Below are 23,121 nucleotides of genomic sequence, written 5' to 3'. Positions count from 1 at the left end.
GATTAATCTCCAATAATATTTTTTAAGGCTTGTGCGAGTTGTTTTAGTTCTTCCTCGGTATTAAGAGGAGACAGACTGATACGGACAGATTCTGTTAAACGATGAGAATCAGGCCCATAAAGAGCTTCAAGCACATGACTGGTTTGCACGACACCAGCAGTACAGGCTGAACCGGTAGAAATTGAAATTCCTTCAAGGTCTAACCGTAGCAGGAGCAAATCATTTTTTTGACCAGGGAAGCCAATGTTGACAACATAAGGAAGCTGGTGTTGGCTTTCGTTGAGATAGTATTCTAGATCTGCAATCTCATCTAGAAAAGCAGATTTGAGTGCGCTTAGTTTTTGGTAATGCTTATCTTGGTCATTTAAATCTTCTTTGAGAGCAGCGACCATGCCTACAATGGCAGCGAGGTTTTCTGTTCCAGCCCGTTTCTTTTGTTCTTGGTCTCCACCATGAAGATAGGAATCAAAGTCCGCGGAAGAAGCATAAAGAAAGCCGATTCCCTTTGGTCCATGGAATTTGTGGGCAGAAGCACTGAGGAAATCAATTCCTAATTCCTCAGGATGGATAGGAACTTTTCCGATAGCTTGAACAGCGTCTACATGATAAGCAGCAGGATGCTCTTTTAAAACACGTCCAATCTCAGCGATAGGTAAGAGACTGCCCGTTTCATTATTAGCATACATAGTGGAAACAAGAATGGTATCGTCACGTAAGGCCTCTTGAATTTGCTGGGCAGTAATTTCTTGATTTACTGGTCGGATGATGGTCGCTTCAAAGCCAAAATGTTGCACCAGATAATCGATAGTTTCAAGCACAGAATGATGTTCAATAGCTGTCGTGATGATATGTTTTCCACGATTTTGATGACGGAGACAATAGCCGATAATAGCTGTATTGTTACTTTCTGTACCGCCAGACGTAAAAAAGATATGTTGAGATTTTGTCCTCAATAACCGGGCTAGTTCCTGACGAGCTTCACGGAGTAGTTTGCCAGCCTGCCGACCATGACCATGAATACTAGAAGGATTACCATGGGTTTCTTGCATGACCTTGGTCATTTCTGAAATAGCAACTGCTGACATAGGAGTCGTTGCAGCATTGTCCAAATAAATCAAAGAATCACCTTATTTCTTTTTGTTGTAAGCAAAGAGTGGGCTGACTGGTTTTCTTTCATGGATGCGGACGATAGCATCTCCGATTAACTCGCTAGCAGTAATGTAACATACATTTTCTGGAGTTCTTTCTTTGGTTGCTACTGAGTCTGTCACAAGGATTTCCTTGATGTTTGTAGCGTCAAGGAGGTCTGCTGCACCTTCAACAAATAAACCGTGACTAGAAACTGCATAAATCTCAGTTGCACCTTCACGTTCAACGATTTTGGCAGCTTCAGAGAAAGTACGACCAGTATTTAGAATATCGTCAATTAAGATAGCCTTCTTGCCTTCGACATCCCCAATGATATAGCCTTCGTTACGATCAGAATCGTCTTGGGCGTAGTCAATGATAGCGATAGGAGCATCAAGGTATTCAGCCAAACTACGTGCACGTTTAACACCAGAGTTCTTTGGACTAACAACAACAACATCAGAGCCAAGCAGTCCTTTATCACAGTAGTGTTTAGCAAATAGAGGAACAGTATAAAGATTATCTACTGGAATATCAAAGAAACCTTGGACCTGAACAGCATGGAGGTCAAGCGTTAGAACACGGCTAACACCAGCTTTGACAAGCATATTGGCAACCAGTTTTGCAGTGAGGGGTTCGCGAGAAGAAGCGATACGATCCTGACGCGCATAACCAAAGTAAGGAAGGACAACGTTGATACTATGAGCACTTGCACGTACACAAGCATCAACCATGATCAACAACTCCATCAAGTGGTTGCTAACAGGGTAGCTGGTTGACTGGATGATGTAGACATCGTAACCACGGACACTTTCTTCAATGTTGACCTGGATTTCGCCGTCAGAAAATTGACGAGAGGATAATTTCCCGAGAGGTACACCAACTGTATCCGCAATCTTTTGAGCGATTTCTGGGTTAGAGTTTAGGGTGAAAAGTTTCATGTTGTTTCTATCTGACATTATAGACCGTCCTCTGTAAACTTTGCGAATCTTCTTTGAAAAAGTTTTGTTTTTCAAAGAAGATTCTTTTATTTTTATCTTTTTTATTTTACCAAAAAAAGGAGATTATTTCAGCTTTTTTTCATGCTTTTAATAAAACGAATTAATTTTGATGGAGCTTTCTGATAAGTTATGTGATTTTCATCTAAAAATTTCTGAAAATCTGCTTTCCCTTTTTCATGGTCTGTGACTTCAAGCTCGAGTTCATAGTCCGTTTGGTCAAAGTAGTGACTTTCATCTAAGGCCATTAAGCCAATTTCTGTTTTCGTTTCATAACGTAGAGTTGAAAGACAGCCTAGAACAAGCCAGTCATGACTTTCAATACCAATCTTAGCGAGCTTTTCTAGAACGAGCCCTTGAGGTAGTTTTTGTTTTTCTAGGTACGATTCAGCTTCTGGAAGAGTTAGTTTCTGGTTGTATTCCATATTTCCCACAGTTTGAGGCACTTTTAAGGTCAATTCCGCCCAATCTGCAAAAGTGCGAATGCGCATGGCAACCTTCTTTTCACGCAATTGGAAATCTGGTGTGTCAATGTAGTAGTTCTTCTGAAGGACGGGTTGGATATGGGAAAACTGTTTTTTTAGATGATCATATTCCTCTTTTTTCAGAAGTGTTTTCAATTCTATTTCTAAATGTTTCATTTTTTCAACCTTTTCTATATCTTTGAAAGCGATTTATGGTATAATGGACAATGTATTTATTGTATACGAATGTACTGAAAAAATCAAAGATTTTCGACAGAGCAATCAAATATTACAAGGGAGAAAGTATGACCATAGAATGGGAAGAATTTTTAGATCCTTACATTCAAGCTGTTGGTGAATTGAAGATTAAACTTCGAGGAATTCGCAAACAGTATCGTAAGCAAAACAAGCATTCTCCGATTGAGTTCGTAACGGGTCGGGTAAAACCGATTGAAAGTATCAAAGAAAAGATGGCTCGTCGAGGAATTACTTATGCAAATCTAGAACATGATTTGCAAGATATTGCGGGTTTACGTGTCATGGTTCAGTTCGTTGATGACGTGGAAGAAGTTGTTGCAATTCTACGTAAACGCCAAGATATGAGAGTCGTTCAGGAACGAGATTATATTACTCATCGTAAGGCTTCAGGTTATCGTTCTTATCACGTGGTTGTCGAGTACACGGTTGATACGATCAACGGAGCTAAGACGATTTTGGCGGAAATTCAAATACGGACTTTAGCCATGAATTTCTGGGCTACGATTGAGCACTCGCTCAATTATAAATACCAGGGCGATTTCCCAGAAGAAATCAGGAAAAGACTGGAAATCACGGCCAAAATAGCCTATCAACTGGATGAAGAAATGGGTAAGATTCGTGACGATATACAGGAAGCGCAGGCTCTCTTTGATCCATTGAGCAGAAAACTAAACGATGGTGTAGGAAATAGTGACGATACAGATGAAGAATACAGGTAAACGAGTTGACCTCATAGCAAATAGAAAGCCGCAGAGTCAGAAGGTTTTGCATGAACTGAGGGAAAAACTAAAGAAACAACATTTTATACTGAACGATACCAATCCCGACATCGTCATTTCGATTGGTGGAGATGGGATGCTTTTGTCTGCTTTCCACAAGTATGAGAATCAGTTAGACAAGGTTCGATTTGTAGGTGTTCATACAGGGCATTTGGGATTTTACACAGATTATCGTGATTTTGAGTTGGATCAGTTGGTGACTAATCTTCTGCTAGACACTGGTGCCAAAGTTTCCTATCCAGTTTTGAATGTTAAGGTAACGCTTGAAAATAGAGAAGTGAAAACCTTCCGAGCCTTAAATGAAGCGAGTATCCGTCGATCAGACCGCACCATGGTTGCGGATATCATCATTAACCACGTTCCGTTCGAGCGATTTCGTGGAGATGGAGTGACTGTTTCAACCCCGACGGGAAGTACTGCCTACAACAAGTCCTTGGGGGGAGCTGTCTTGCATCCTACCATTGAAGCCTTGCAGTTGACGGAAATAGCAAGTCTTAACAACCGAGTCTATCGCACTCTGGGATCATCAATCATTATTCCCAAAAAAGATAAGATTGAACTCTTACCGACACGCAATGATTACCACACGATATCAGTTGATAACAGTGTCTATTCCTTCCGTAATATCGAACGGATTGAGTATCAAATCGACCATCACAAGATTCACTTCGTAGCGACTCCAAGTCACACTAGTTTCTGGAATCGTGTCAAAGATGCCTTCATCGGCGAGGTGGATGAATGAGGTTCGAATTTACCGCAGATGAGCACGTCAAAGTCAAGACCTTCCTCAAGAAACATGAGGTTTCTAAGGGGCTTTTGGCTAAGATTAAGTTTCGAGGTGGGGCTATTCTGGTCAATGGCCAACCTCAAAATGCGACTTATTTCTTAGATATTGGAGACAGGGTGACTATTGATATTCCATCAGAGGAAGGGTTTGAAAGTCTTGAAGCAATTGAGCGTCCACTGGATATTCTCTATGAGGATGACCATTTTCTGGTTTTGAATAAGCCTTATGGAGTAGCTTCCATCCCCAGTGTCAATCATTCCAATACCATTGCTAATTTTATCAAGGGCTACTATGTCAAACAAGAATATGAAAATCAGCAAGTTCACATCGTGACTAGGCTTGATAGAGATACATCTGGTTTGATGCTTTTTGCCAAACATGGCTACGCTCATGCACGTTTAGACAAGCAACTGCAAAGAAAGTCTATCGAGAAACGCTACTTTGCTTTGGTTAAAGGAGCTGGTGTCTTGGAGTCTGAAGGGGAAATTATCGCCCCGATTGCGCGTGATGAAGATTCCATTATCACGAGACGGGTTGCCAAAGGTGGGAAATACGCCCATACATCTTACAAAGTTGTAGCGTCTTATGGAAATATTCACCTAGTCGATATTCGTCTGCATACTGGGCGAACCCACCAAATTCGAGTGCATTTTTCTCACATCGGCTTTCCTTTGTTGGGAGACGATTTGTATGGTGGTAGTCTGGATGACGGTATCCAACGTCAGGCTCTGCATTGCCATTATTTATCTTTTTATCATCCCTTTCTAGAGCAAGATTTGCAATTAGAAAGCCCCTTACCGGATGATTTCAGCAATCTTATTACTCAGTTATCAACTAATACTCTTTAAAATCTATTGGAGTATAATTTATTTTCTTAAAGGAGAAAACTCATGGAAGTTTTTGAAAATCTCAAAGCCAACCTAGTTGGCAAAAATGCTCGTATTGTTCTCCCTGAAGGGGAAGAACCTCGTATTCTTCAGGCAACAAAACGCTTGGTAAAAGAAACAGAAGTTGTTCCTGTTTTGCTTGGGAACCCAGAAAAAATTAAAATTTATCTCGAAATCGAGGGGATCATGGATGGTTATGAAGTGATTGATCCCCAACATTATCCTCAATTTGAAGAAATGGTTGCTGCCTTGGTAGAGCGTCGTAAGGGCAAAATGACTGAAGAAGAAGCGCGCAAAGTTTTGGTTGAAGATGTCAACTACTTTGGTGTTATGTTGGTATACTTGGGCTTGGTTGACGGTATGGTGTCAGGAGCTATTCACTCAACTGCCTCAACAGTTCGCCCAGCCCTACAAATCATTAAAACTCGTCCAAACGTTACTCGTACGTCAGGTGCCTTCCTCATGGTTCGTGGTACGGAACGTTACCTATTTGGTGACTGTGCCATTAATATCAATCCAGATGCAGAAGCCTTGGCTGAAATTGCGATCAATTCAGCAATCACAGCTAAGATGTTTGGTATCGAGCCTAAAATTGCTATGCTAAGCTATTCTACTAAAGGTTCAGGATTTGGTGAAAGTGTTGATAAGGTCGTAGAAGCAACTAAAATTGCTCACGACTTACGCCCAGACCTTGAGATTGATGGTGAGTTGCAATTTGATGCAGCTTTCCACCCTGAAACTGCAGCATTGAAAGCTCCAGGAAGTAACGTTGCTGGGCAAGCAACTGTCTTTATCTTCCCTGGTATCGAAGCAGGAAATATTGGCTACAAGATTGCAGAACGTCTTGGTGGCTTCGCGGCTGTAGGTCCAGTTCTGCAAGGTTTGAACAAACCGGTTAACGACCTTTCTCGTGGATGTAATGCGGATGATGTCTACAAGTTGACCCTTATCACAGCGGCTCAAGCGGTTCATCAATAAGATTTAGTCCTCTTTCCCTTGGGAAGAGGCTTTTTAGTACTGAGAAAAAGACAGTTAGAAGCTTCTATGTTATACTAGATATATGTTAGATTTGAAAGGATACGGAATCGTCATGTGGCCAGAGGAGAAGATTATGTCTTTTCGTGAGAAACTCCTCAACTGGTATGATGAAAACAAGCGAGATTTGCCTTGGCGGAGAAGTAAAAATCCTTATCACATCTGGGTATCTGAAATCATGCTTCAGCAGACCAGAGTGGATACAGTTATTCCATACTACGAACGATTCTTGGACTGGTTTCCAACAGTAGAAAGTTTGGCGAATGCGCCTGAAGAGCGTTTGTTGAAGGCTTGGGAGGGTTTGGGCTATTATTCTCGAGTACGCAATATGCAGGCTGCAGCTCAGCAGATTATGACTGACTTTGGGGGGCAATTTCCAAATACCTATGAAGGAATTTCTAGTTTAAAAGGGATTGGTCCTTACACTGCGGGAGCTATTTCCAGTATCGCTTTTAATTTGCCTGAGCCAGCGGTCGATGGCAATGTCATGCGGGTTTTGGCACGCTTGTTTGAGGTTAATCATGATATCGGAGTTCCCAGCAATCGAAAGATTTTCCAAGCCATGATGGAAATATTGATTGACCCAGAACGGCCAGGAGACTTTAACCAAGCTCTGATGGATTTAGGTTCTGACATAGAGGCGCCAGTTAATCCTAGACCAGAAGAAAGCCCTGTTAAGGACTTTAGTGCGGCGTATCAGAATGGAACTATGGATGTATATCCGATTAAAGAACCCAAGAAAAAGCCCCTCCCAATCTATCTCAAGGCTTTGGTTGTGTGCAATGACCGCGGCCAATATCTTCTTGAGAAAAACGAAAGTGAGAAACTGTTAGCCGGTTTTTGGCATTTCCCACTGATTGAAGTGGACGATTTCTCAAGTGATGACGATCAGCTAAATCTCTTTTCACAAGTCAAAGAGGAAAGCAGAGCATTTGGACCAAGTCCTCAAGAAAACTTTGAGCAGGATTATGATTTAGAAGTGAATTGGTCCCAGCAAGTATTTGACCAGGTCAAGCATGTTTTTAGTCATCGGAAATGGCATATTCAAATCCTAGCTGGTCAGGTGATAGAAACAAAACAGTTTTCTGACAGAGAAATTCGCTGGGTTTCTCCTCAGGAGTTTTCTGATTATCCACTTGCGAAACCCCAACAAAAAATTTGGCAGGCTTATAAAACAACTCTTGAAGATGAAGGCCTACAGTAGCCATTTGTGCCTTCTTTGCATTTTTTTGTTATAATAGATAGAGAAAAGGTGATAAAATGAAAAAAATATTAATTGTAGATGATGAGAAACCAATCTCGGATATTATTAAGTTCAATATGACCAAGGAAGGTTATGAAGTTGTTACAGCCTTCAATGGTCGTGAAGCAATTGAGCTATTTGAAGCTGAGCAACCAGATATTATTATCCTCGACTTGATGCTCCCTGAAATTGATGGTTTAGAAGTTGCTAAAGCTATTCGTAAGACTAGCAGTGTGCCGATTATCATGCTATCAGCTAAGGATAGCGAGTTTGACAAGGTTATTGGTTTAGAGTTAGGTGCAGATGATTATGTTACAAAACCTTTCTCAAACCGTGAGTTGCAAGCACGTGTCAAGGCTCTGCTTCGTCGTACAGACCTAGTTTCTGTGGATAGCCAAGAGTCTGATGAGAAGAAGACGCAGCCCTTGCAAATTGGTGATTTGGAAATCGTTCCAGATGCTTACGTGGCTAAGAAATATGGTGAGGAATTAGATTTGACTCACCGTGAATTTGAACTCTTGTACCACTTGGCCTCTCATATCGGTCAAGTAATTACGCGTGAACACTTGCTTGAGACTGTATGGGGTTATGACTATTTTGGCGATGTTCGTACAGTGGACGTGACTATTAGACGCTTGCGTGAAAAAATTGAAGACACACCAAGCCGTCCAGAGTATATCCTCACACGTCGTGGTGTTGGCTACTATATGAAAAATAATGATTGAAGATATTAGACAAACTATTCTGACCAGTGATTTTATCTTTATCCTGATTTTACTTGGCTTTATCCTAGTGGTGACCTTGCTCTTGCTGGAAAACCGTCGGGATAACATCCGGTTAAAAGAGATAAATCAGAAGGTTAAGGACTTAATTGCAGGTGATTATTCTCAAGTTTTGGACTTGCAAGGTAGTACAGAGATCACCAACATCACCAATAACCTGAATGATTTGTCAGAAGTTATTCGTTTGACCCAAGAAAATTTGGAACAAGAGAGTAAAAGGTTGCATAGCATTCTCTCTTATATGACAGATGGTGTCCTTGCGACCAATCGCCGTGGCCAGATTACTATGATCAACGATATGGCCAAGAAACAGCTCGGTGTGCAGAAAGAAGATGTTCTGAATAAAAGCATTCTCGAATTACTAAAGATAGAAGATGAATATGAACTGCGTGACCTGATTACACAGATACCTGAGTTGACGATTGATTCCCAGGATGCTAATGGTGAATATTTGAGCCTTCGTGTACGTTTTGCCCTTGTCCGCCGTGAGTCAGGTTTCATCTCTGGTTTGGTTGCCGTTTTACATGATACGACCGAGCAAGAGAAGGAAGAGCGTGAGCGAAGACTCTTTGTTTCAAACGTCAGTCATGAGTTGCGTACTCCTTTGACTAGTGTTAAATCTTATCTCGAAGCCTTGGATGAGGGAGCTCTGTATGATCCTGTCGCCCCTGATTTTATTAAGGTTTCACTCGATGAAACCAACCGTATGATGCGTATGGTGACAGATCTCTTGCATCTATCTCGTATTGACAATGCGACTACTAAACTGGATATAGAGTTGATTAACTTTACAGCCTTTATCACCTTCATCCTCAACCGTTTTGATAAGATGAGAAATCAGGATGAAGAGAAAAAATATGAGCTAGTGAGAGATTATCCAATAACTTCAGTTTGGATTGAGATTGATACGGATAAGATGACCCAGGTGATTGATAATATTCTTAACAATGCCATCAAGTATTCACCAGATGGTGGGAAGATTACGGTCAGCATGAAAACCACGGATGACCAGATGATCTTGTCAATTTCTGACCAAGGTCTTGGGATTCCAAAACAAGATTTGCCTAGGATTTTTGACCGTTTTTACCGTGTGGATCGCGCAAGAAGTCGTGCTCAAGGTGGAACTGGTCTGGGTCTGGCTATCGCGAAAGAAATCATCAAACAACACAATGGTTTTATTTGGGCAAAAAGCGAATACGGTAAGGGCTCAACCTTTACCATCGTGCTCCCTTATGATAAGGATGCCGTAAAAGAAGAAATATGGGAGGACGAAATAGAAGACTAGAATGAGTGAAAAAGGCTTTAAATACAGTATTTTAGCATCAGGTTCCAGTGGAAATTCCTTTTATCTGGAAACCCCAAAAAAGAAAATCTTAGTGGATGCGGGCTTGTCTGGTAAGAAAATCACCAGTCTTTTGAGCGAAATCAATCGCAAACCTGAAGATTTGGATGCGATTTTGATTACGCATGAACATTCAGATCATATTCATGGAGTTGGTGTATTGGCTCGCAAATATGGTATGGACCTTTACGCCAATGAAAAGACTTGGCAGGCTATGGAAAATAGCAAGTACCTCGGTAAGGTGGATTCATCGCAGAAGCATATTTTTGAAATGGGTAAAACCAAAACCTTTGGCGATATTGATATTGAGAGTTTTGGGGTTAGCCATGATGCGGCAGCACCCCAGTTTTACCGCTTTATGAAAGATGACAAGAGCTTTGTCATGCTGACCGATACAGGTTACGTCAGTGACCGTATGGCAGGAATTGTCGAAAATGCAGACGGTTATCTCATCGAGTCCAACCACGACGTAGAAATCTTGCGAGCAGGATCTTACGCTTGGCGTCTCAAACAGAGAATTCTATCGGATCTCGGTCACCTCTCTAACGAGGATGGTGCTGAGGCCATGATTCGTGCAATGGGAAATCGAACCAAGAAAATCTACCTCGGGCATTTGTCCAAAGAGAACAATATCAAGGAGCTGGCTCATATGACCATGGTTAACCAGCTAGCACAAGCTGATCTGGGAGTAGGAGTAGACTTTAAGGTTTACGACACTTCCCCAGATACTGCAACACCATTGACATATATATAAAAAAGAAGGCGAGTGCCTTCTTTTTTTATATTTTTTACAATCCAGCAAATTCTTTGATTTCTTCTGCTGACATGGAAGAGTCGCAACGGACATTGATTTGGCCATCTGCAATGTGAACAAATCCTGGTACGGTTGGGATTCCATAACGTGAGCGGAATTCTTGCAATTCCTTGAGTTGGCTTGGTTCTTCACTGTTGATGAAGTAGATGTGGGCTTTGGTTTCAGCTACGACACCTGCCAATGTACCAGCAAATTTACGGCAGTAAGGGCAAGTTTTACGACCGATGAAGAAGGTTGCAGTTTCTTTCTTATCAAGTGCTTCTTGAGCACGGGCAACAGTTGTGACTTCAAGATCTTTAATATTTTCTAAAAATTGTTCCATGAGTTTACCTCGCTTTCATTGATATGTCTAGTATGCCACAAAGTTCCTAAAATTGCTTAGATTTGATACGAAAAAAAGATGAGATTGGTTGGTCTCATCTTTTATAGTTTCTTATTTCACAAACGCATTGATTTCCGTTTCGATGTTAGCAATCTTAGCTTGTGAATCTTCGTTGCTTTCACCAACAACTGCGATGTAGAACTTGATTTTTGGTTCAGTACCTGAAGGGCGGACAGCAATCCATGAACCGTCAGCAAGTGTATATTTCAAAACATCACTTGGAGGAGTTGTCAAGTTTGTAACAGTACCGTCAGCAGCAGTAGCAGTTTGAGCCTTGAAGTCTTCTACAATAGTGATAGCTGTTGCGTTCCATTCTTTCGGAGCATTGTTACGGAATTTAGCCATGATTGCTTTGATTTGTTCAGCACCGTCTACACCAGAAAGAGTTACAGAGATAGTCTTTTCAGCGTAGTAGCCGTATTCTTTGTAGATTTCTTCGATACCGTCAGCAAGAGTCAAACCACGTGAACGGTAGTAGGCGGCAAGCTCAGCAACGACAAGAACGGCTTGGATAGCATCTTTATCACGTACGAATGGCTTAATCAAGTAACCGAAGCTTTCTTCAAATCCCATCATGTAGGTGTGATTGTGTTTTTCTTCGAATTCTTGGATTTTTTCAGCGATAAATTTGAAACCTGTCAAGACATTGAACATAGTTGCGCCGTAGCTTTCAGCAATCTTCGTTACCAAGTCAGTTGATACGATGGATTTGCAGAGAGCAGCATTTTCAGGAAGGGTTCCAGCACTCTTATGAGCTTCCAAGATGTATTTAGCCATGATAGCACCGATTTGGTTACCTGAAAGGTTGAGGTAGCTACCATCTTTTTGAAGAACTTCAACACCAACACGGTCAGCGTCTGGGTCAGTCGCCACAAGAACATCAGCACCAACTTGACGGCCGAGTTCTTCAGCAAGTGCAAAGGCTGCTTGGTTTTCTGGGTTTGGAGATTTTACAGTTGAGAAGTCTGGGTCAGCAGTTGCTTGTGCTTCAACGACTTGAACTGAGTTAAATCCAGCTTGTGCAAGAGCACGGCGAGCCAACATTTCACCAGTACCATGAAGTGGTGTGTAGACAATCTTCATGTCTTTACCAAACTCTTCAATCAAGGCAGGGTTGATATTTACATCTTTTACTTCTTTGAGGTATTCTGCATCAACAGCTTCGCCAATGACTTCAATCAAGCCAGAAGCTTTTTCAGCTTCTACATCAGCAACTTCAACTGTAAATGGGTTTTCGATTGCACGGATGTAAGTCGTCAAAGCATCCGCGTCGTGTGGAGGCATTTGTCCACCGTCTTCACCGTAAACTTTATAACCGTTAAACGGAGCAGGGTTATGGCTGGCAGTAATCATGATACCTGCAAAACAGTTGAGGTGACGAACTGCAAATGAGAGTTCTGGAGTTGGACGGAGGCTTTCAAATACGTAAGATTTGATACCGTGTTTAGCAAGAACTGCAGCAGATTCAAAGGCAAATTCAGGTGAGAAGTGACGGCTATCGTAGGCAATTGCCACACCACGATCTTTTTCATTTCCACCTTTTGACTCAATCAAACGAGCCAAACCTTCTGTAGCTTGACGAACAACATAGATGTTGATGCGGTTTGTACCTGCACCGATCAAGCCGCGCATACCTGCAGTACCAAATTCAAGATTGGTGTAGAAAGCATCTTCTTTTGTTTTTTCGTCCATGTTTTCCAAATCTTGACGAAGATAGTCGGGAAGGCCGGTAAAATCGACCCATTTTTGATAATTTTCTTGGTAAGTCATAGAGTATCTCCTTTATCTATTGCTTTAATCGCTTTCATTATATCACGATTTGATATTTTAGTAAAACGTTAGCATAACTTAAAATGTAGGAAATTTACTTTTATTTCATTGTAGAAGAATAGCCCAATACGCTTTCTAATGAAAAAGAAGATGAATAGTTCGGGTTTATGACTCAAACTTTTTTCATTGCAATTGTGCAAAAGAGAAAAAGATAGTAAAATAGATGTATGATTATTTTACAAGCCAATAAAATTGAACGATCTTTTGCTGGAGAGGTTCTCTTTGAACATATCAACCTGCAAGTGGATGAACAAGACAGAATTGCCCTCGTTGGAAAAAATGGAGCGGGTAAGTCTACTCTTTTAAAGATTTTGGTTGGGGAAGAGGAGCCAACTAGTGGAGAAATCAACAAGAAAAAAGATATTTCTCTGTCTTACCTAGCCCAAGATAGCCGTTTTGAGTCTGAAAATACCATTTATGATGAAATGCTTCACGTCTTTGATGACTTGCGTCGGACAGAGACACAACTGCGTCAGATGGAGTTGGAGATGGGTGAAAAGTCTGGTGAAGATCTAGATAAACTGATGGCGGATTATGATCGTTTATCAGAGAATTTCCGTCAGGATGGTGGCTTTACTTACGAAGCTGATATTCGAGCGATTTTGAATGGATTCAAGTTTGACGAGTCTATGTGGCAGATGAAAATTGCCGAGCTTTCGGGTGGTCAAAATACCCGTCTGGCACTGGCTAAAATGCTCCTTGAAAAGCCCAATCTCTTGGTCTTGGACGAGCCAACCAACCACTTGGATATCGAAACCATAGCCTGGCTAGAGAATTACTTGGTAAATTATAGCGGCGCCCTCATTATTGTCAGTCACGACCGTTACTTTTTGGATAAGGTTGCGACGGTTACACTCGATTTGACTAAGCATTCCTTAGATCGTTATGTAGGTAATTACTCTCGTTTTGTTGAGTTAAAGGAGCAAAAGCTAGCTACTGAGGCAAAAAACTATGAAAAGCAACAGAAGGAAATCGCGGCTCTAGAAGACTTTGTCAATCGCAATCTAGTCCGAGCTTCAACAACCAAACGTGCTCAATCTCGTCGGAAACAATTGGAAAAAATGGAGCGTTTGGACAAACCTGAAACTAGTAAGAAATCAGCCAATATGACCTTCCAGTCTGAAAAAACATCAGGTAATATCGTTTTAACCGTTGAAAATGCGGCCATTGGCTATGATGGGGAAATACTCTCAGAGCCAATCAATCTCGACCTCCGTAAGATGAATGCTGTTGCCATCGTAGGACCAAATGGTATTGGTAAGTCAACCTTTATCAAGTCTATCGTTGATCAGATTCCTTTTATCAAGGGAGAAAAACGCTTTGGCGCTAATGTTGAGGTTGGCTACTATGACCAGACTCAAAGCAAGTTGACACCAAGTAATACTGTTCTGGATGAACTTTGGAATGATTTTAAACTGACACCAGAAGTTGAAATCCGTAACCGTCTTGGCGCCTTTCTTTTTTCAGGAGATGATGTCAAAAAATCAGTAGGCATGTTGTCTGGTGGCGAGAAAGCTCGTTTGCTTCTTACCAAACTTTCAATGGAAAACAACAATTTCTTGATTTTGGACGAGCCGACCAACCACTTGGATATTGATAGCAAGGAAGTCTTGGAAAATGCCTTGATTGACTTTGATGGAACCTTGCTTTTTGTCAGCCACGACCGTTACTTTATCAATCGTGTCGCTACCCATGTTCTAGAATTGTCTGAAAATGGCTCAACCCTCTACCTTGGAGATTATGACTACTATGTTGAGAAGAAAGCAGAAGTAGAAATGACTCAGGCTGAGGAAGCTTCAACCAGCAATCAAGCCAAAGAAACAAGTCCAGCTAATGACTACCAAGCCCAGAAAGAAAGTCAGAAAGAAGCCCGCAAGCTCATGCGTCAAATCGAGAGTTTGGAAGCTGAAATTGAAGAGTTAGAAAGTCAAAATCAAGCCATTTCTGAACAAATGCTGGAAACCAACGATGCTGAAAAACTGATGGAATTGCAGGCTGAACTTGACAAAATCAGCCATCGTCAGGAAGAGGCTATGCTTGAGTGGGAAGAATTATCAGAGCAGGTGTAAAGATGAAACATCTAGGAAAGGTATTTCGTGAATTTCGAACAAGTGGGAAGTACTCCTTAAAAGAGGCGGCAGGTGAATCATGTTCAACCTCTCAATTATCTCGCTTCGAGCTTGGGGAGTCTGATCTAGCAGTTTCTCGTTTCTTTGAGATTTTGGACAATATTCATGTGACTATTGAAAATTTCATGGACAAGGCTAGAGATTTTCAAAATCATGAACATGTTGCCTTGATGGCACAGATTATTCCGCTTTACTACTCAAATAATATTGCAGGTTTTCAAAAGCTTCAAAAGGAACAGCTTGAGAAAGCAAAGAGTTCGACCAATCCCCTCTATTTTGAGCTGAATTGGATTCTGCTACAAGGCCTGATTTGTCAAAGAGATACTAGTTACAGTATGGAACAGAGTGATCTGGATAAGGTGGCGGATTATCTTTTTCAAACAGAAGAATGGACTATGTATGAGTTGATTCTTTTCGGGAATCTCTATACTTTCTACAATGTGGACTATGTAGCTCGGATTGGCAGAGAAGTGATGGAGAGGGAAGACTACTACAAGGAAATTGGTCGTCATCGAAAACTTGTTTTGATCTTAGCTCTTAACTGTTACCAGCATTGTTTGGAAAATCGATCCTTTGCGGATGCGGACTATTTTGAGGGCTATGTGGAGAAGTTGATTGGAAATGGTATCAAGCTTTATGAGCGCAATATCTTCCATTATCTCAAAGGTTTCGCCCTCTACCAGAGAGACTTGAAAGAAGAGGGTTGTAGTCAGATGCAGGAGGCTATGCATATTTTTGATGTGCTTGGACTTCCAGAGCAAGTGGCTTACTATCAGGAACATTATGAAAAATTTGTAAATGCTTAAATTTCCCAAATAAGGGAAAAATAAAGAGACTCCTTTCAGTTTTGATACAATAGTTTCAAAATTTGAGAGGAGCTTTTTATATGAATCGACATGCAATCCAGTTGATTAGTCGTGGAGCTGTTAACAAGATAGGAAATATGCTCTATGATTATGGAAATAGTGTCTGGTTAGCTTCCATGGGGACGATAGGACAGACTGTTCTTGGGATTTATCAAATTTCTGAGTTGGTTACATCGATTCTAGTCAATCCCTTTGGCGGAGTGATTTCAGATCGCTTTTCGCGTCGCAAAATTTTGATGACGACAGACTTGATTTGTGGCCTTCTCTGTTTAGCTATTTCTTTCATCAGAAATGATAGCTTGATGATTGCTGCCTTGATTTTTGCCAATATTGTTCAGGCGGTTGCCTTTGCTTTTTCTCGGCCTGCCAATAAAGCTATTATAACTGAAGTGGTGGAGAAAGATGAGATTGTGACCTATAATGCTCGTTTAGAGCTCGTTTTGCAGGTTGTAGGCGTTAGCTCCCCTGTACTTTCTTTCCTCGTTTTACAATTTGCCAGTCTCCATATGACGCTCGTTTTAGATGCCATTAGTTTTTTCATTGCATTTGGTCTAGTGGCTCTCCTTCCTCAAAAAGAAATCCAAGTACATGAGAAAAAGAGTTTTAGTTGGAAAGACATCTTTTTTGATATGAAGGCTGGAATACACTATATTTGGCATCAGAAGGAGATTTTCTTTCTTTTATTAGTAGCTTCCAGTGTTAATTTCTTTTTTGCAGCTTTTGAATTTCTCCTCCCTTTTTCAAATCGACTATACGGGGTAGAAGGAGCTTATGCGAGTATTTTGACTATGGGCGCTATTGGTTCGATTATCGGAGCTCTTCTAGCTAGTAAAATAAAAGCAAGTGTTTATAATCTTTTGATTCTATTGGCTTTGACTGGAGTTGGAGTTTCTATGATGGGATTACCACTGCCAACTTTTCTTTCCTTTTCCGGAAATTTAGTTTGTGAACTGTTTATGACGATTTTTAATATTCACTTTTTTACTCAGGTGCAAACCAAGGTTGAGGGGGAATACTTGGGGAGAGTGCTAAGCACAATTTTTACCTTAGCCATCCTATTTATGCCGATTGCAAAAGGCTTTATGACGGTGCTACCAAGTGTCCATCTCTCTTCTTTTCTGATCATTGGAAGTGGGGTTGTCATCCTGTCTTGTCTATCCCTCGTTTATTTGAGAAGTCATTTAAAAAAAGGGTTATAATTTCATTTTTTAGAAAATATTTCTCTACAATCCATTTTTCAGCCCTTCTCTATTGTGAGGAGGGCTTGCTTTGTGGTAAAATGGGATTATGAATGAAAGAATGAATGAGTTAGTTGCCTTGCTCAATCGCTATGCGACCGAGTACTATACGAGTGACAATCCCTCGGTGTCAGATAGCGAGTATGATCGCCTCTACCGAGAGTTGGTCGAATTGGAAGCTGCCTATCCAGATCAAGTTTTAGCGGACAGTCCGACCCACCGTGTTGGTGGTAAGGTTTTAGATGGTTTTGAAAAATACAGTCATCAGTATCCTCTTTATAGTTTGCAGGATGCTTTTTCACGTGAAGAGTTAGAAGCTTTTGATGCGCGTGTTCGAAAGGAATTACCCCAACCGACCTATATTTGCGAACTGAAAATCGATGGTTTGTCTATCTCGCTTACGTATGAAAAGGGAATTTTGGTAGTCGGTGCGACACGTGGGGATGGTTCTGTTGGTGAAAATATCACAGAGAACCTCAAGCGTGTCAAGGACATTCCTTTGACCTTGCCAGAAGAACTTGATATCACCGTTCGTGGAGAGTGTTACATGCCACGCGCTTCCTTTGATCAGGTCAACCAAGCCCGCCAAGAAAATGGTGAGCCTGAATTTGCCAATCCTCGTAACGCAGCTGCAGGAACCCTCCGTCAGTTGGATACAGCAGTAGTGGCCAAGCGTAATCTTGCGACTTTCCTCTATCAAGAAGCCAGCCCTTCTACTCGTGATAGCCAAGAAAAGGTCTTGAAGCATCTTGAACAGCTTGGTTTTGTAGTTAATCCTAAACGAATATTGGCTAAAAGCATAGATGAGATATGGGATTTCATCCAAGAAGTAGGACAAGAACGGGAGAAACTGCCTTACGATATTGATGGAGTGGTAATCAAGGTCAACGACCTAGCAGGTCAAGAAGAACTCGGCTTTACTGTTAAAGCGCCCAAGTGGGCAATCGCCTATAAATTTCCCGCTGAAGAAAAAGAAGCCCAGCTCCTTTCAGTTGACTGGACAGTAGGTCGTACGGGTGTTGTGACTCCCACTGCCAATCTAACACCTGTTCAGCTTGCTGGGACAACTGTTAGCCGTGCAACATTGCATAATGTAGATTATATCGCTGAAAAGGATATCCGAAAAGATGATACGGTAATCGTTTATAAGGCTGGAGATATCATCCCTGCTGTTTTGCGTGTGGTAGAGTCTAAACGTGTTTCTGAAGAAAAACTAGATATTCCGACTAACTGTCCGAGTTGTGACAGTCAATTGCTTCATTTTGAAGATGAAGTGGCTCTTCGTTGTATCAATCCTCGCTGTCCTGCCCAAATCATGGAAGGTTTGATTCACTTTGCCTCTCGAGATTCCATGAATATTACAGGACTTGGTCCATCTATCGTCGAAAAGCTTTTTGCTGCCAATCTAGTCAAGGATGTGGCAGATATTTACCGTTTGAAAGAAGACGATTTCCTCCTTTTAGAAGGTTTCAAGGAAAAATCTGCTTCTAAACTGTATCAGGCCATTCAAGCATCCAAGGAAAACTCTGCTGAAAAGCTTTTATTCGGTTTGGGAATTCGCCATGTCGGAAGCAAAGCAAGTCAGCTCTTGCTCCAACACTTTTACTCTATTGAAAATCTAGCCCAAGCAGACCCAGAGGAAGTAGCAAGTATCGAGAGCTTGGGTAGTGTGATTGCTCAAAGCCTTCAGACTTATTTTGCTACAGAAGGGTCGAAGATTCTCTTAGACGAGTTGAAAGAAGCTGGAGTAAATCTGGACTACAAAGGACAGACAGTAGTAGAAGATGCAGCCTTGTCAGGTTTGACCGTTGTACTAACGGGGAAATTGGAACGCCTCACGCGCTCAGAAGCCAAAAGCAAACTCGAAAGTCTGGGTGCCAAAGTCACAGGCAGTGTATCTAAGAAAACGAATCTTGTCGTAGCAGGAGCAGATGCAGGAAGCAAGCTCCAAAAAGCACAAGAACTTGGTATCGAAGTTCGAGATGAAGCTTGGCTAGAAAGTTTGTAAAGAATAGTCGAAAACTAGATGTTAGATAGTCTTGAACTATCTCTCCTGATGTGTTTTTATATCTATTAATGCTATTCTATATTGTGCTGAATTTCCCGCTAAATTCTTCAGCATGACTTAAAAAATTAAAATTGAAATTAGAAATTAGGAAAAGAAATGTATAGTTACCCTGTAGTCATCCATTTTCACCGAAAAAATGGGGATTATGATGCTTGTTCATTCAGTAGAAAACAGGCAGATGTTAAAGAAAATTTGTATTATGAAAATGACTATTTTGGAGCAAAATTCTCCTTTACAGTCACAAGTGCAGAAAGGCTTGATACTTTGACCTTTTCTGCTGAAATAGATGGTAAGACAAAAGACTATCTCCTACGGTTTAACTATTATCCACTGTTGACTGAGGTTTGGATCTTAGATGGTGATGAGACGGTTTATTATTCTGAAAATCCAGCCATTGCTAGTCCTTACTATAAAGATCGAAACCCGTTTGCTTTTGATAAAGCATTTCACAGTGAAAGTTTTGATCACCATTGGGGATACCAAGGGGAGTTAGGTTACAGTATCTCAGACTACCAGACAAGCTTTAAACTCTGGGCTCCAACCGCTACAGCAGTCCAAGTGGTCGTTTATGAAAATACAAGTAACGACGCACCGATTTGGAAAACCTTTAATCTTGAGCGTGGGAATAGCTATTCATATAGTCATAAGTACAATACCATTGGTGTTTGGAGTGTAGACCTGGATGAAAATCTTGCAGGTAAAGCCTATCAGTATCAGATTGAGTTTCCGCACCACCAGACTTTGACACGAGACCCATACACTATTGCTACAAGTCCTGACGGGAAACGTTCCGTCATCCTCTCTCAGCAAGATAGACAGGTAGAAGGGTTCGAAGTCAAACATGGGACAGACGCTCCTTGGCGTTTGGAAAACCCATGTAAAGCAGTTATTTGTGAGATGCACATTCGTGATTTCACAAAATCGCCGACATCTGGAGTTCCAGAAAACCTTCGAGGGACTTTCCTTGGGGCTTCCCAGACTGGAACGGTTAACCAGTATGGTCAAGCAACAGCCTTTGACTATATCAAAGAACTCGGCTGTAATTATGTTCAGCTCCAACCAATCTTTGATCGCCATAAGGAATACGATGAGGATGGAAATGTAACCTATAACTGGGGTTATGACCCTCAAAACTACAATGCGCCGGAACCAAGTTTCTCTAGCAATCCAGATGATCCAGGACAGGTTATTCGAGATCTCAAAGCCATGATTCAGGCTTATCATGATGCAGGAATCGGTGTCATTATGGATGTCGTTTACAACCATACCTTCTCAACAGTTGATGCTCCTTTTCAAACAACTGTTCCTGATTATTACTATCGTATGAATCCAGATGGAACTTTCCAAAACGGCACAGGTGTTGGAAATGAAACCGCAAGCGAACACGAAATGTACCGCAAGTATATGATTGACTCACTTCTTTATTGGGTGAAAGAATACAATATTGACGGTTTTCGTTTCGACTTGATGGGAATTCACGATGTTAAAACCATGCAGGCAATTCGTTGGGCACTTGATGAAGTCGACCCGCGTATTCTCACCTATGGAGAAGGTTGGGATATGGGGACAGGTCTTGCACCTTATGACAAGGCCAAGAAGGACAATGCCTATCAGATGCCAAATATTGGATTTTTCAACGATGATCAGCGCGATGCCATCAAAGGAGGAGAAGTTTATGGCTCAATCAAGGCAGGATTTGTTAGTGGTGCTGCTACAGAACCGATTGTAGCCAAAGCTATTCTTGGTAGTCGAGAGTTGGGCTCATATCTTAGCCCAAACCAAGTCCTTAACTATGTGGAGGCCCATGATAATTACAACTTGCATGATTTATTGGTGACCCTTCATCCAAATCACAGTTCAGATAAGATTATGCGCCAGGTTGAGACAGCAACAGCGATGAGCATTCTCATGCAAGGGATGTCCTTTATAGAGTTGGGGCAAGAATTTGGCCGCACTAAACTCCTTGCTACTGGTGAAAACGGGGAGCTGACTGAGGCAGATAGAGAACGTGCCATGAACAGCTACAATGCTCCAGATAGTGTCAACCAGGTCAACTGGGATTTAATCAATGAGAGACAAGAGAGCATTGAATTTATTCGCCAGATTATTCGCCTAAAAACACAGACCAGCGCCTTCTCCTATCCTACATATGAAGAAGTCTATCGCCATGTCTTCGTCCATACAGCTTCTGAAAATAGTGGGTGGATTGTTTACGAAATTCACGGTGGACCAGAGCACTTATTGGTAGTCTTTAATGCGAAAGGGACTTCCTTCTACTTTGAAAATGCAGGAAATCTTGAAATGCTGGTGTCTAATAGTCGTTCTAAAGAATCAAATGTGATTGATGATACCAGTGTCGTAGTCTTAAAAGTACTCTCGTAAATTAATGTTCTAAAAAGGTTTAGATTAACTAGACCTTTTTTGATTTTTATTGAAAAACCAATATCTAATAGGAATAAAATTCAAATAATTTGAAGAATCAAGTTTGTGAAAAAAATATCAATATTTTCACAAAAAGGGTTGTAATTTTCTGAAAATTTGATAAAATAAGTTTTAATCATTTTCAGGAGGACGAGAATTTGACAAGATATCAGAATTTAGTGAATGGAAAATGGAAATCATCAGAGAACAAGATTACGATCTATTCTCCTATCAATCAAGAAAAACTAGGTACAGTACCCGCTATGAGCCAAGCTGAAGTAGATGAGGCTATGAAAGCTGCGCGTGCAGCTCTCCCTGCATGGCGTGATTTAGCACCAGTTGAGCGTGCAGCTTATTTGCATAAGACAGCAGACATTTTGGAACGTGATAAAGAAAAAATTGGTACCATTCTTGCCAAAGAGGTTGCAAAAGGGATTAAAGCAGCCGTTGGAGAAGTAGTACGTACAGCAGATTTGATTCGTTTTGCTGCTGAAGAAGGTCTCCGTATTACTGGACAAGCAATGGAAGGTGGCGGTTTTGAAGCTGCAAGTAAAAACAAACTAGCCGTTGTCCATCGTGAGCCAGTTGGTGTTGTTTTAGCTATCGCGCCATTTAACTACCCAGTCAATCTTTCTGGATCCAAGATTGCTCCGGCTCTGATTGCAGGAAATGTCGTTATGTTTAAGCCACCAACGCAAGGATCTATTTCTGGTCTCTTGCTGGCTAAAGCATTTGACGAAGCCGGAATTCCAGCAGGTGTCTTTAACACCATCACTGGACGTGGTTCTGAGATTGGAGACTACATCATCGAACACAAGGAAGTGAACTTCATTAACTTTACAGGTTCAACACCGATTGGGGAGCGTATCGGTCGTTTAGCTGGTATGTGCCCAATTATGCTGGAGCTTGGCGGGAAAGATGCAGCAATCGTTTTAGAAGATGCAGATTTAGAGAATGCAGCCAATCAAATCGTAGGTGGTGCATTTAGCTACTCTGGTCAGCGTTGTACCGCTATTAAACGTGTCTTAGTTGTAGAAAGCGTAGCAGACAAGTTAGCCGAATTGCTCCAGGCCAAAGTCGCTAAGCTAACAGTCGGTGATCCATTTGACAATGCTGATATCACACCTGTTATTGATAATGCTTCAGCTGATTTCATCTGGGGATTGATCGAAGATGCACAAGAAAAAGGCGCTAGGGCTCTTACACCAATCAAACGTGAAGGCAATCTTCTCTGGCCAGTGCTTTTTGACCAAGTTACAAGAGATATGAAAGTAGCCTGGGAAGAACCATTTGGACCTGTTCTCCCAATTATCCGTGTCGCAGATGCGAATGAAGCAGTAGCAATTGCCAATGAATCTGAGTTTGGTCTTCAATCCTCTGTCTTTACAAATGACTTTAAGAAGGCGTTTGAAATTGCTGAAAAACTTGAAGTGGGAACCGTTCATATTAATAATAAAACACAACGTGGACCAGATAATTTCCCATTCCTTGGTGTAAAAGGTTCTGGTGCAGGAGTACAAGGAATTAAATATAGTATCGAAGCGATGACAAATGTTAAATCCATTGTTTTTGATGTGAAATAATCTATAAAATCAGGAAATCTTTTTCCTGGTTTTATTTTTTTCAAAAAAAATTACTTACAAATTGATAAAAAACGAATGTTTTGGTAT

19 protein-coding genes are annotated in these 23,121 nt (G+C 41.2%); 14 read left to right on the top strand and 5 right to left on the bottom strand.

Going from position 1 to position 23,121, the window contains the following annotated elements; all coding sequences use genetic code 11:
• Positions 1-2: 2 nt before the first annotated feature.
• The 3 genes from MK396_RS05745 to MK396_RS05735 all read right to left on the bottom strand — a co-directional run bounded on the left by MK396_RS05745 (position 3) and on the right by MK396_RS05735 (position 2,767).
• Positions 3-1,118 (bottom strand): cysteine desulfurase family protein, encoded by a 1,116-nt coding sequence (locus MK396_RS05745; protein WP_268723952.1) that lies wholly within the window; start codon positions 1,116-1,118, stop codon positions 3-5.
• Positions 1,119-1,127: 9 nt separating this feature from the next.
• Complete coding sequence (locus MK396_RS05740; protein ID WP_001283846.1) at positions 1,128-2,087, bottom strand: ribose-phosphate diphosphokinase; 960 nt, start codon at positions 2,085-2,087, stop codon at positions 1,128-1,130.
• 110 nt (positions 2,088-2,197) lie between these two features.
• Entirely contained in the window at positions 2,198-2,767 is a 570-nt protein-coding gene (locus MK396_RS05735; protein ID WP_268723951.1) for a CYTH domain-containing protein, read from the bottom strand.
• 128 nt (positions 2,768-2,895) lie between these two features.
• Between MK396_RS05735 and MK396_RS05730 the strand changes: the two genes are divergently transcribed.
• From MK396_RS05730 to MK396_RS05695, 8 genes are all read left to right on the top strand, one after another.
• On the top strand, positions 2,896-3,567 hold the full coding sequence (locus tag MK396_RS05730) for a GTP pyrophosphokinase (RefSeq protein WP_268723950.1): 672 nt from the start codon (positions 2,896-2,898) through the stop codon (positions 3,565-3,567).
• On the top strand, positions 3,551-4,369 hold the full coding sequence (locus MK396_RS05725) for an NAD kinase (RefSeq protein WP_268723949.1): 819 nt from the start codon (positions 3,551-3,553) through the stop codon (positions 4,367-4,369). Before MK396_RS05730 ends, MK396_RS05725 begins: the two co-directional genes overlap by 17 nt.
• Entirely contained in the window at positions 4,366-5,262 is an 897-nt protein-coding gene (locus MK396_RS05720) for an RluA family pseudouridine synthase (RefSeq protein WP_268723948.1), read from the top strand. Before MK396_RS05725 ends, MK396_RS05720 begins: the two co-directional genes overlap by 4 nt.
• Positions 5,263-5,304: 42 nt before the next feature.
• Complete coding sequence (pta, locus tag MK396_RS05715) at positions 5,305-6,279, top strand: phosphate acetyltransferase (protein WP_000451564.1); 975 nt, start codon at positions 5,305-5,307, stop codon at positions 6,277-6,279.
• A gap of 82 nt (positions 6,280-6,361) precedes the next feature.
• On the top strand, positions 6,362-7,540 hold the full coding sequence (mutY, locus tag MK396_RS05710) for an A/G-specific adenine glycosylase (RefSeq protein ID WP_268723947.1): 1,179 nt from the start codon (positions 6,362-6,364) through the stop codon (positions 7,538-7,540).
• 56 nt (positions 7,541-7,596) lie between these two features.
• Entirely contained in the window at positions 7,597-8,304 is a 708-nt protein-coding gene (gene yycF / locus MK396_RS05705) for a response regulator YycF (RefSeq protein WP_033606404.1), read from the top strand.
• A complete protein-coding gene (gene vicK / locus MK396_RS05700; RefSeq protein ID WP_084939724.1) occupies positions 8,297-9,646 on the top strand; it encodes a cell wall metabolism sensor histidine kinase VicK in 1,350 nt (449 codons plus the stop codon). Before yycF ends, vicK begins: the two co-directional genes overlap by 8 nt.
• A gap of 1 nt (position 9,647) precedes the next feature.
• Positions 9,648-10,457, top strand: coding sequence for an MBL fold metallo-hydrolase (locus MK396_RS05695; RefSeq protein WP_268723946.1), 810 nt, complete (start codon positions 9,648-9,650; stop codon positions 10,455-10,457).
• A 34-nt stretch (positions 10,458-10,491) separates the two neighbouring features.
• On the opposite strand, the gene MK396_RS05690 is transcribed toward MK396_RS05695, so the two are convergent.
• Together MK396_RS05690 and MK396_RS05685 are read right to left on the bottom strand one after the other, a co-directional pair.
• Positions 10,492-10,839, bottom strand: a complete 348-nt coding sequence (locus MK396_RS05690; protein WP_268723945.1) for a thioredoxin — start codon at positions 10,837-10,839, stop codon at positions 10,492-10,494.
• A 111-nt stretch (positions 10,840-10,950) separates the two neighbouring features.
• The gene (locus tag MK396_RS05685; protein WP_268723944.1) at positions 10,951-12,669 is read right to left on the bottom strand and encodes a phospho-sugar mutase; all 1,719 of its coding nucleotides are present in this window, start codon (positions 12,667-12,669) and stop codon (positions 10,951-10,953) included.
• A gap of 227 nt (positions 12,670-12,896) precedes the next feature.
• On the opposite strand from MK396_RS05685, the gene MK396_RS05680 reads away from it, so the two are divergent.
• The 6 genes from MK396_RS05680 (at position 12,897) to MK396_RS05655 (ending at position 23,034) form a co-directional block, all read left to right on the top strand.
• Complete coding sequence (locus MK396_RS05680; RefSeq protein WP_268723943.1) at positions 12,897-14,798, top strand: ATP-binding cassette domain-containing protein; 1,902 nt, start codon at positions 12,897-12,899, stop codon at positions 14,796-14,798.
• 2 nt (positions 14,799-14,800) lie between these two features.
• Positions 14,801-15,664, top strand: coding sequence for a MutR family transcriptional regulator (locus MK396_RS05675; RefSeq protein WP_268723942.1), 864 nt, complete (start codon positions 14,801-14,803; stop codon positions 15,662-15,664).
• An 80-nt stretch (positions 15,665-15,744) separates the two neighbouring features.
• Positions 15,745-16,923, top strand: coding sequence for an MFS transporter (locus tag MK396_RS05670; RefSeq protein ID WP_268723941.1), 1,179 nt, complete (start codon positions 15,745-15,747; stop codon positions 16,921-16,923).
• A gap of 88 nt (positions 16,924-17,011) precedes the next feature.
• The gene (gene ligA, locus MK396_RS05665; protein WP_268723940.1) at positions 17,012-18,970 is read left to right on the top strand and encodes an NAD-dependent DNA ligase LigA; all 1,959 of its coding nucleotides are present in this window, start codon (positions 17,012-17,014) and stop codon (positions 18,968-18,970) included.
• Positions 18,971-19,126: 156 nt separating this feature from the next.
• Positions 19,127-21,412: a type I pullulanase gene (pulA, locus tag MK396_RS05660; protein ID WP_268723939.1), complete on the top strand. Its 2,286-nt coding sequence runs from the start codon at positions 19,127-19,129 to the stop codon at positions 21,410-21,412.
• Between the two features lie 197 nt (positions 21,413-21,609).
• Positions 21,610-23,034 carry an NADP-dependent glyceraldehyde-3-phosphate dehydrogenase gene (locus MK396_RS05655; protein ID WP_268723938.1) on the top strand — a complete coding sequence of 475 codons (1,425 nt, stop codon included), beginning with the start codon at positions 21,610-21,612 and terminating at the stop codon, positions 23,032-23,034.
• Positions 23,035-23,121: the final 87 nt, after the last annotated feature.

The organism is Streptococcus oralis, from assembly GCF_026782235.1.
In the GTDB taxonomy this organism is placed as follows: domain Bacteria; phylum Bacillota; class Bacilli; order Lactobacillales; family Streptococcaceae; genus Streptococcus; species Streptococcus oralis_CC.
Note: the sequence above shows the minus strand (reverse complement) of the source record. Positions and strands in the feature narration are given on the sequence as shown.

What these genes read in the sequence shown, in the direction of transcription:
- MK396_RS05740 (WP_001283846.1), bottom strand. Translation starts at nt 2,087, where the DNA reads ATGTCAGATAGAAACAACATGAAACTTTTCACCCTAAACTCTAACCCA.
- MK396_RS05735 (WP_268723951.1), bottom strand. Translation starts at nt 2,767, where the DNA reads ATGAAACATTTAGAAATAGAATTGAAAACACTTCTGAAAAAAGAGGAA.
- MK396_RS05730 (WP_268723950.1), top strand. Translation starts at nt 2,896, where the DNA reads ATGACCATAGAATGGGAAGAATTTTTAGATCCTTACATTCAAGCTGTT.
- MK396_RS05725 (WP_268723949.1), top strand. Translation starts at nt 3,551, where the DNA reads ATGAAGAATACAGGTAAACGAGTTGACCTCATAGCAAATAGAAAGCCG.
- MK396_RS05720 (WP_268723948.1), top strand. Translation starts at nt 4,366, where the DNA reads ATGAGGTTCGAATTTACCGCAGATGAGCACGTCAAAGTCAAGACCTTC.
- pta (WP_000451564.1), top strand. Translation starts at nt 5,305, where the DNA reads ATGGAAGTTTTTGAAAATCTCAAAGCCAACCTAGTTGGCAAAAATGCT.
- mutY (WP_268723947.1), top strand. Translation starts at nt 6,362, where the DNA reads ATGTTAGATTTGAAAGGATACGGAATCGTCATGTGGCCAGAGGAGAAG.
- yycF (WP_033606404.1), top strand. Translation starts at nt 7,597, where the DNA reads ATGAAAAAAATATTAATTGTAGATGATGAGAAACCAATCTCGGATATT.
- vicK (WP_084939724.1), top strand. Translation starts at nt 8,297, where the DNA reads ATGATTGAAGATATTAGACAAACTATTCTGACCAGTGATTTTATCTTT.
- MK396_RS05695 (WP_268723946.1), top strand. Translation starts at nt 9,648, where the DNA reads ATGAGTGAAAAAGGCTTTAAATACAGTATTTTAGCATCAGGTTCCAGT.
- MK396_RS05690 (WP_268723945.1), bottom strand. Translation starts at nt 10,839, where the DNA reads ATGGAACAATTTTTAGAAAATATTAAAGATCTTGAAGTCACAACTGTT.
- MK396_RS05685 (WP_268723944.1), bottom strand. Translation starts at nt 12,669, where the DNA reads ATGACTTACCAAGAAAATTATCAAAAATGGGTCGATTTTACCGGCCTT.
- MK396_RS05680 (WP_268723943.1), top strand. Translation starts at nt 12,897, where the DNA reads ATGATTATTTTACAAGCCAATAAAATTGAACGATCTTTTGCTGGAGAG.
- MK396_RS05675 (WP_268723942.1), top strand. Translation starts at nt 14,801, where the DNA reads ATGAAACATCTAGGAAAGGTATTTCGTGAATTTCGAACAAGTGGGAAG.
- MK396_RS05670 (WP_268723941.1), top strand. Translation starts at nt 15,745, where the DNA reads ATGAATCGACATGCAATCCAGTTGATTAGTCGTGGAGCTGTTAACAAG.
- ligA (WP_268723940.1), top strand. Translation starts at nt 17,012, where the DNA reads ATGAATGAAAGAATGAATGAGTTAGTTGCCTTGCTCAATCGCTATGCG.
- pulA (WP_268723939.1), top strand. Translation starts at nt 19,127, where the DNA reads ATGTATAGTTACCCTGTAGTCATCCATTTTCACCGAAAAAATGGGGAT.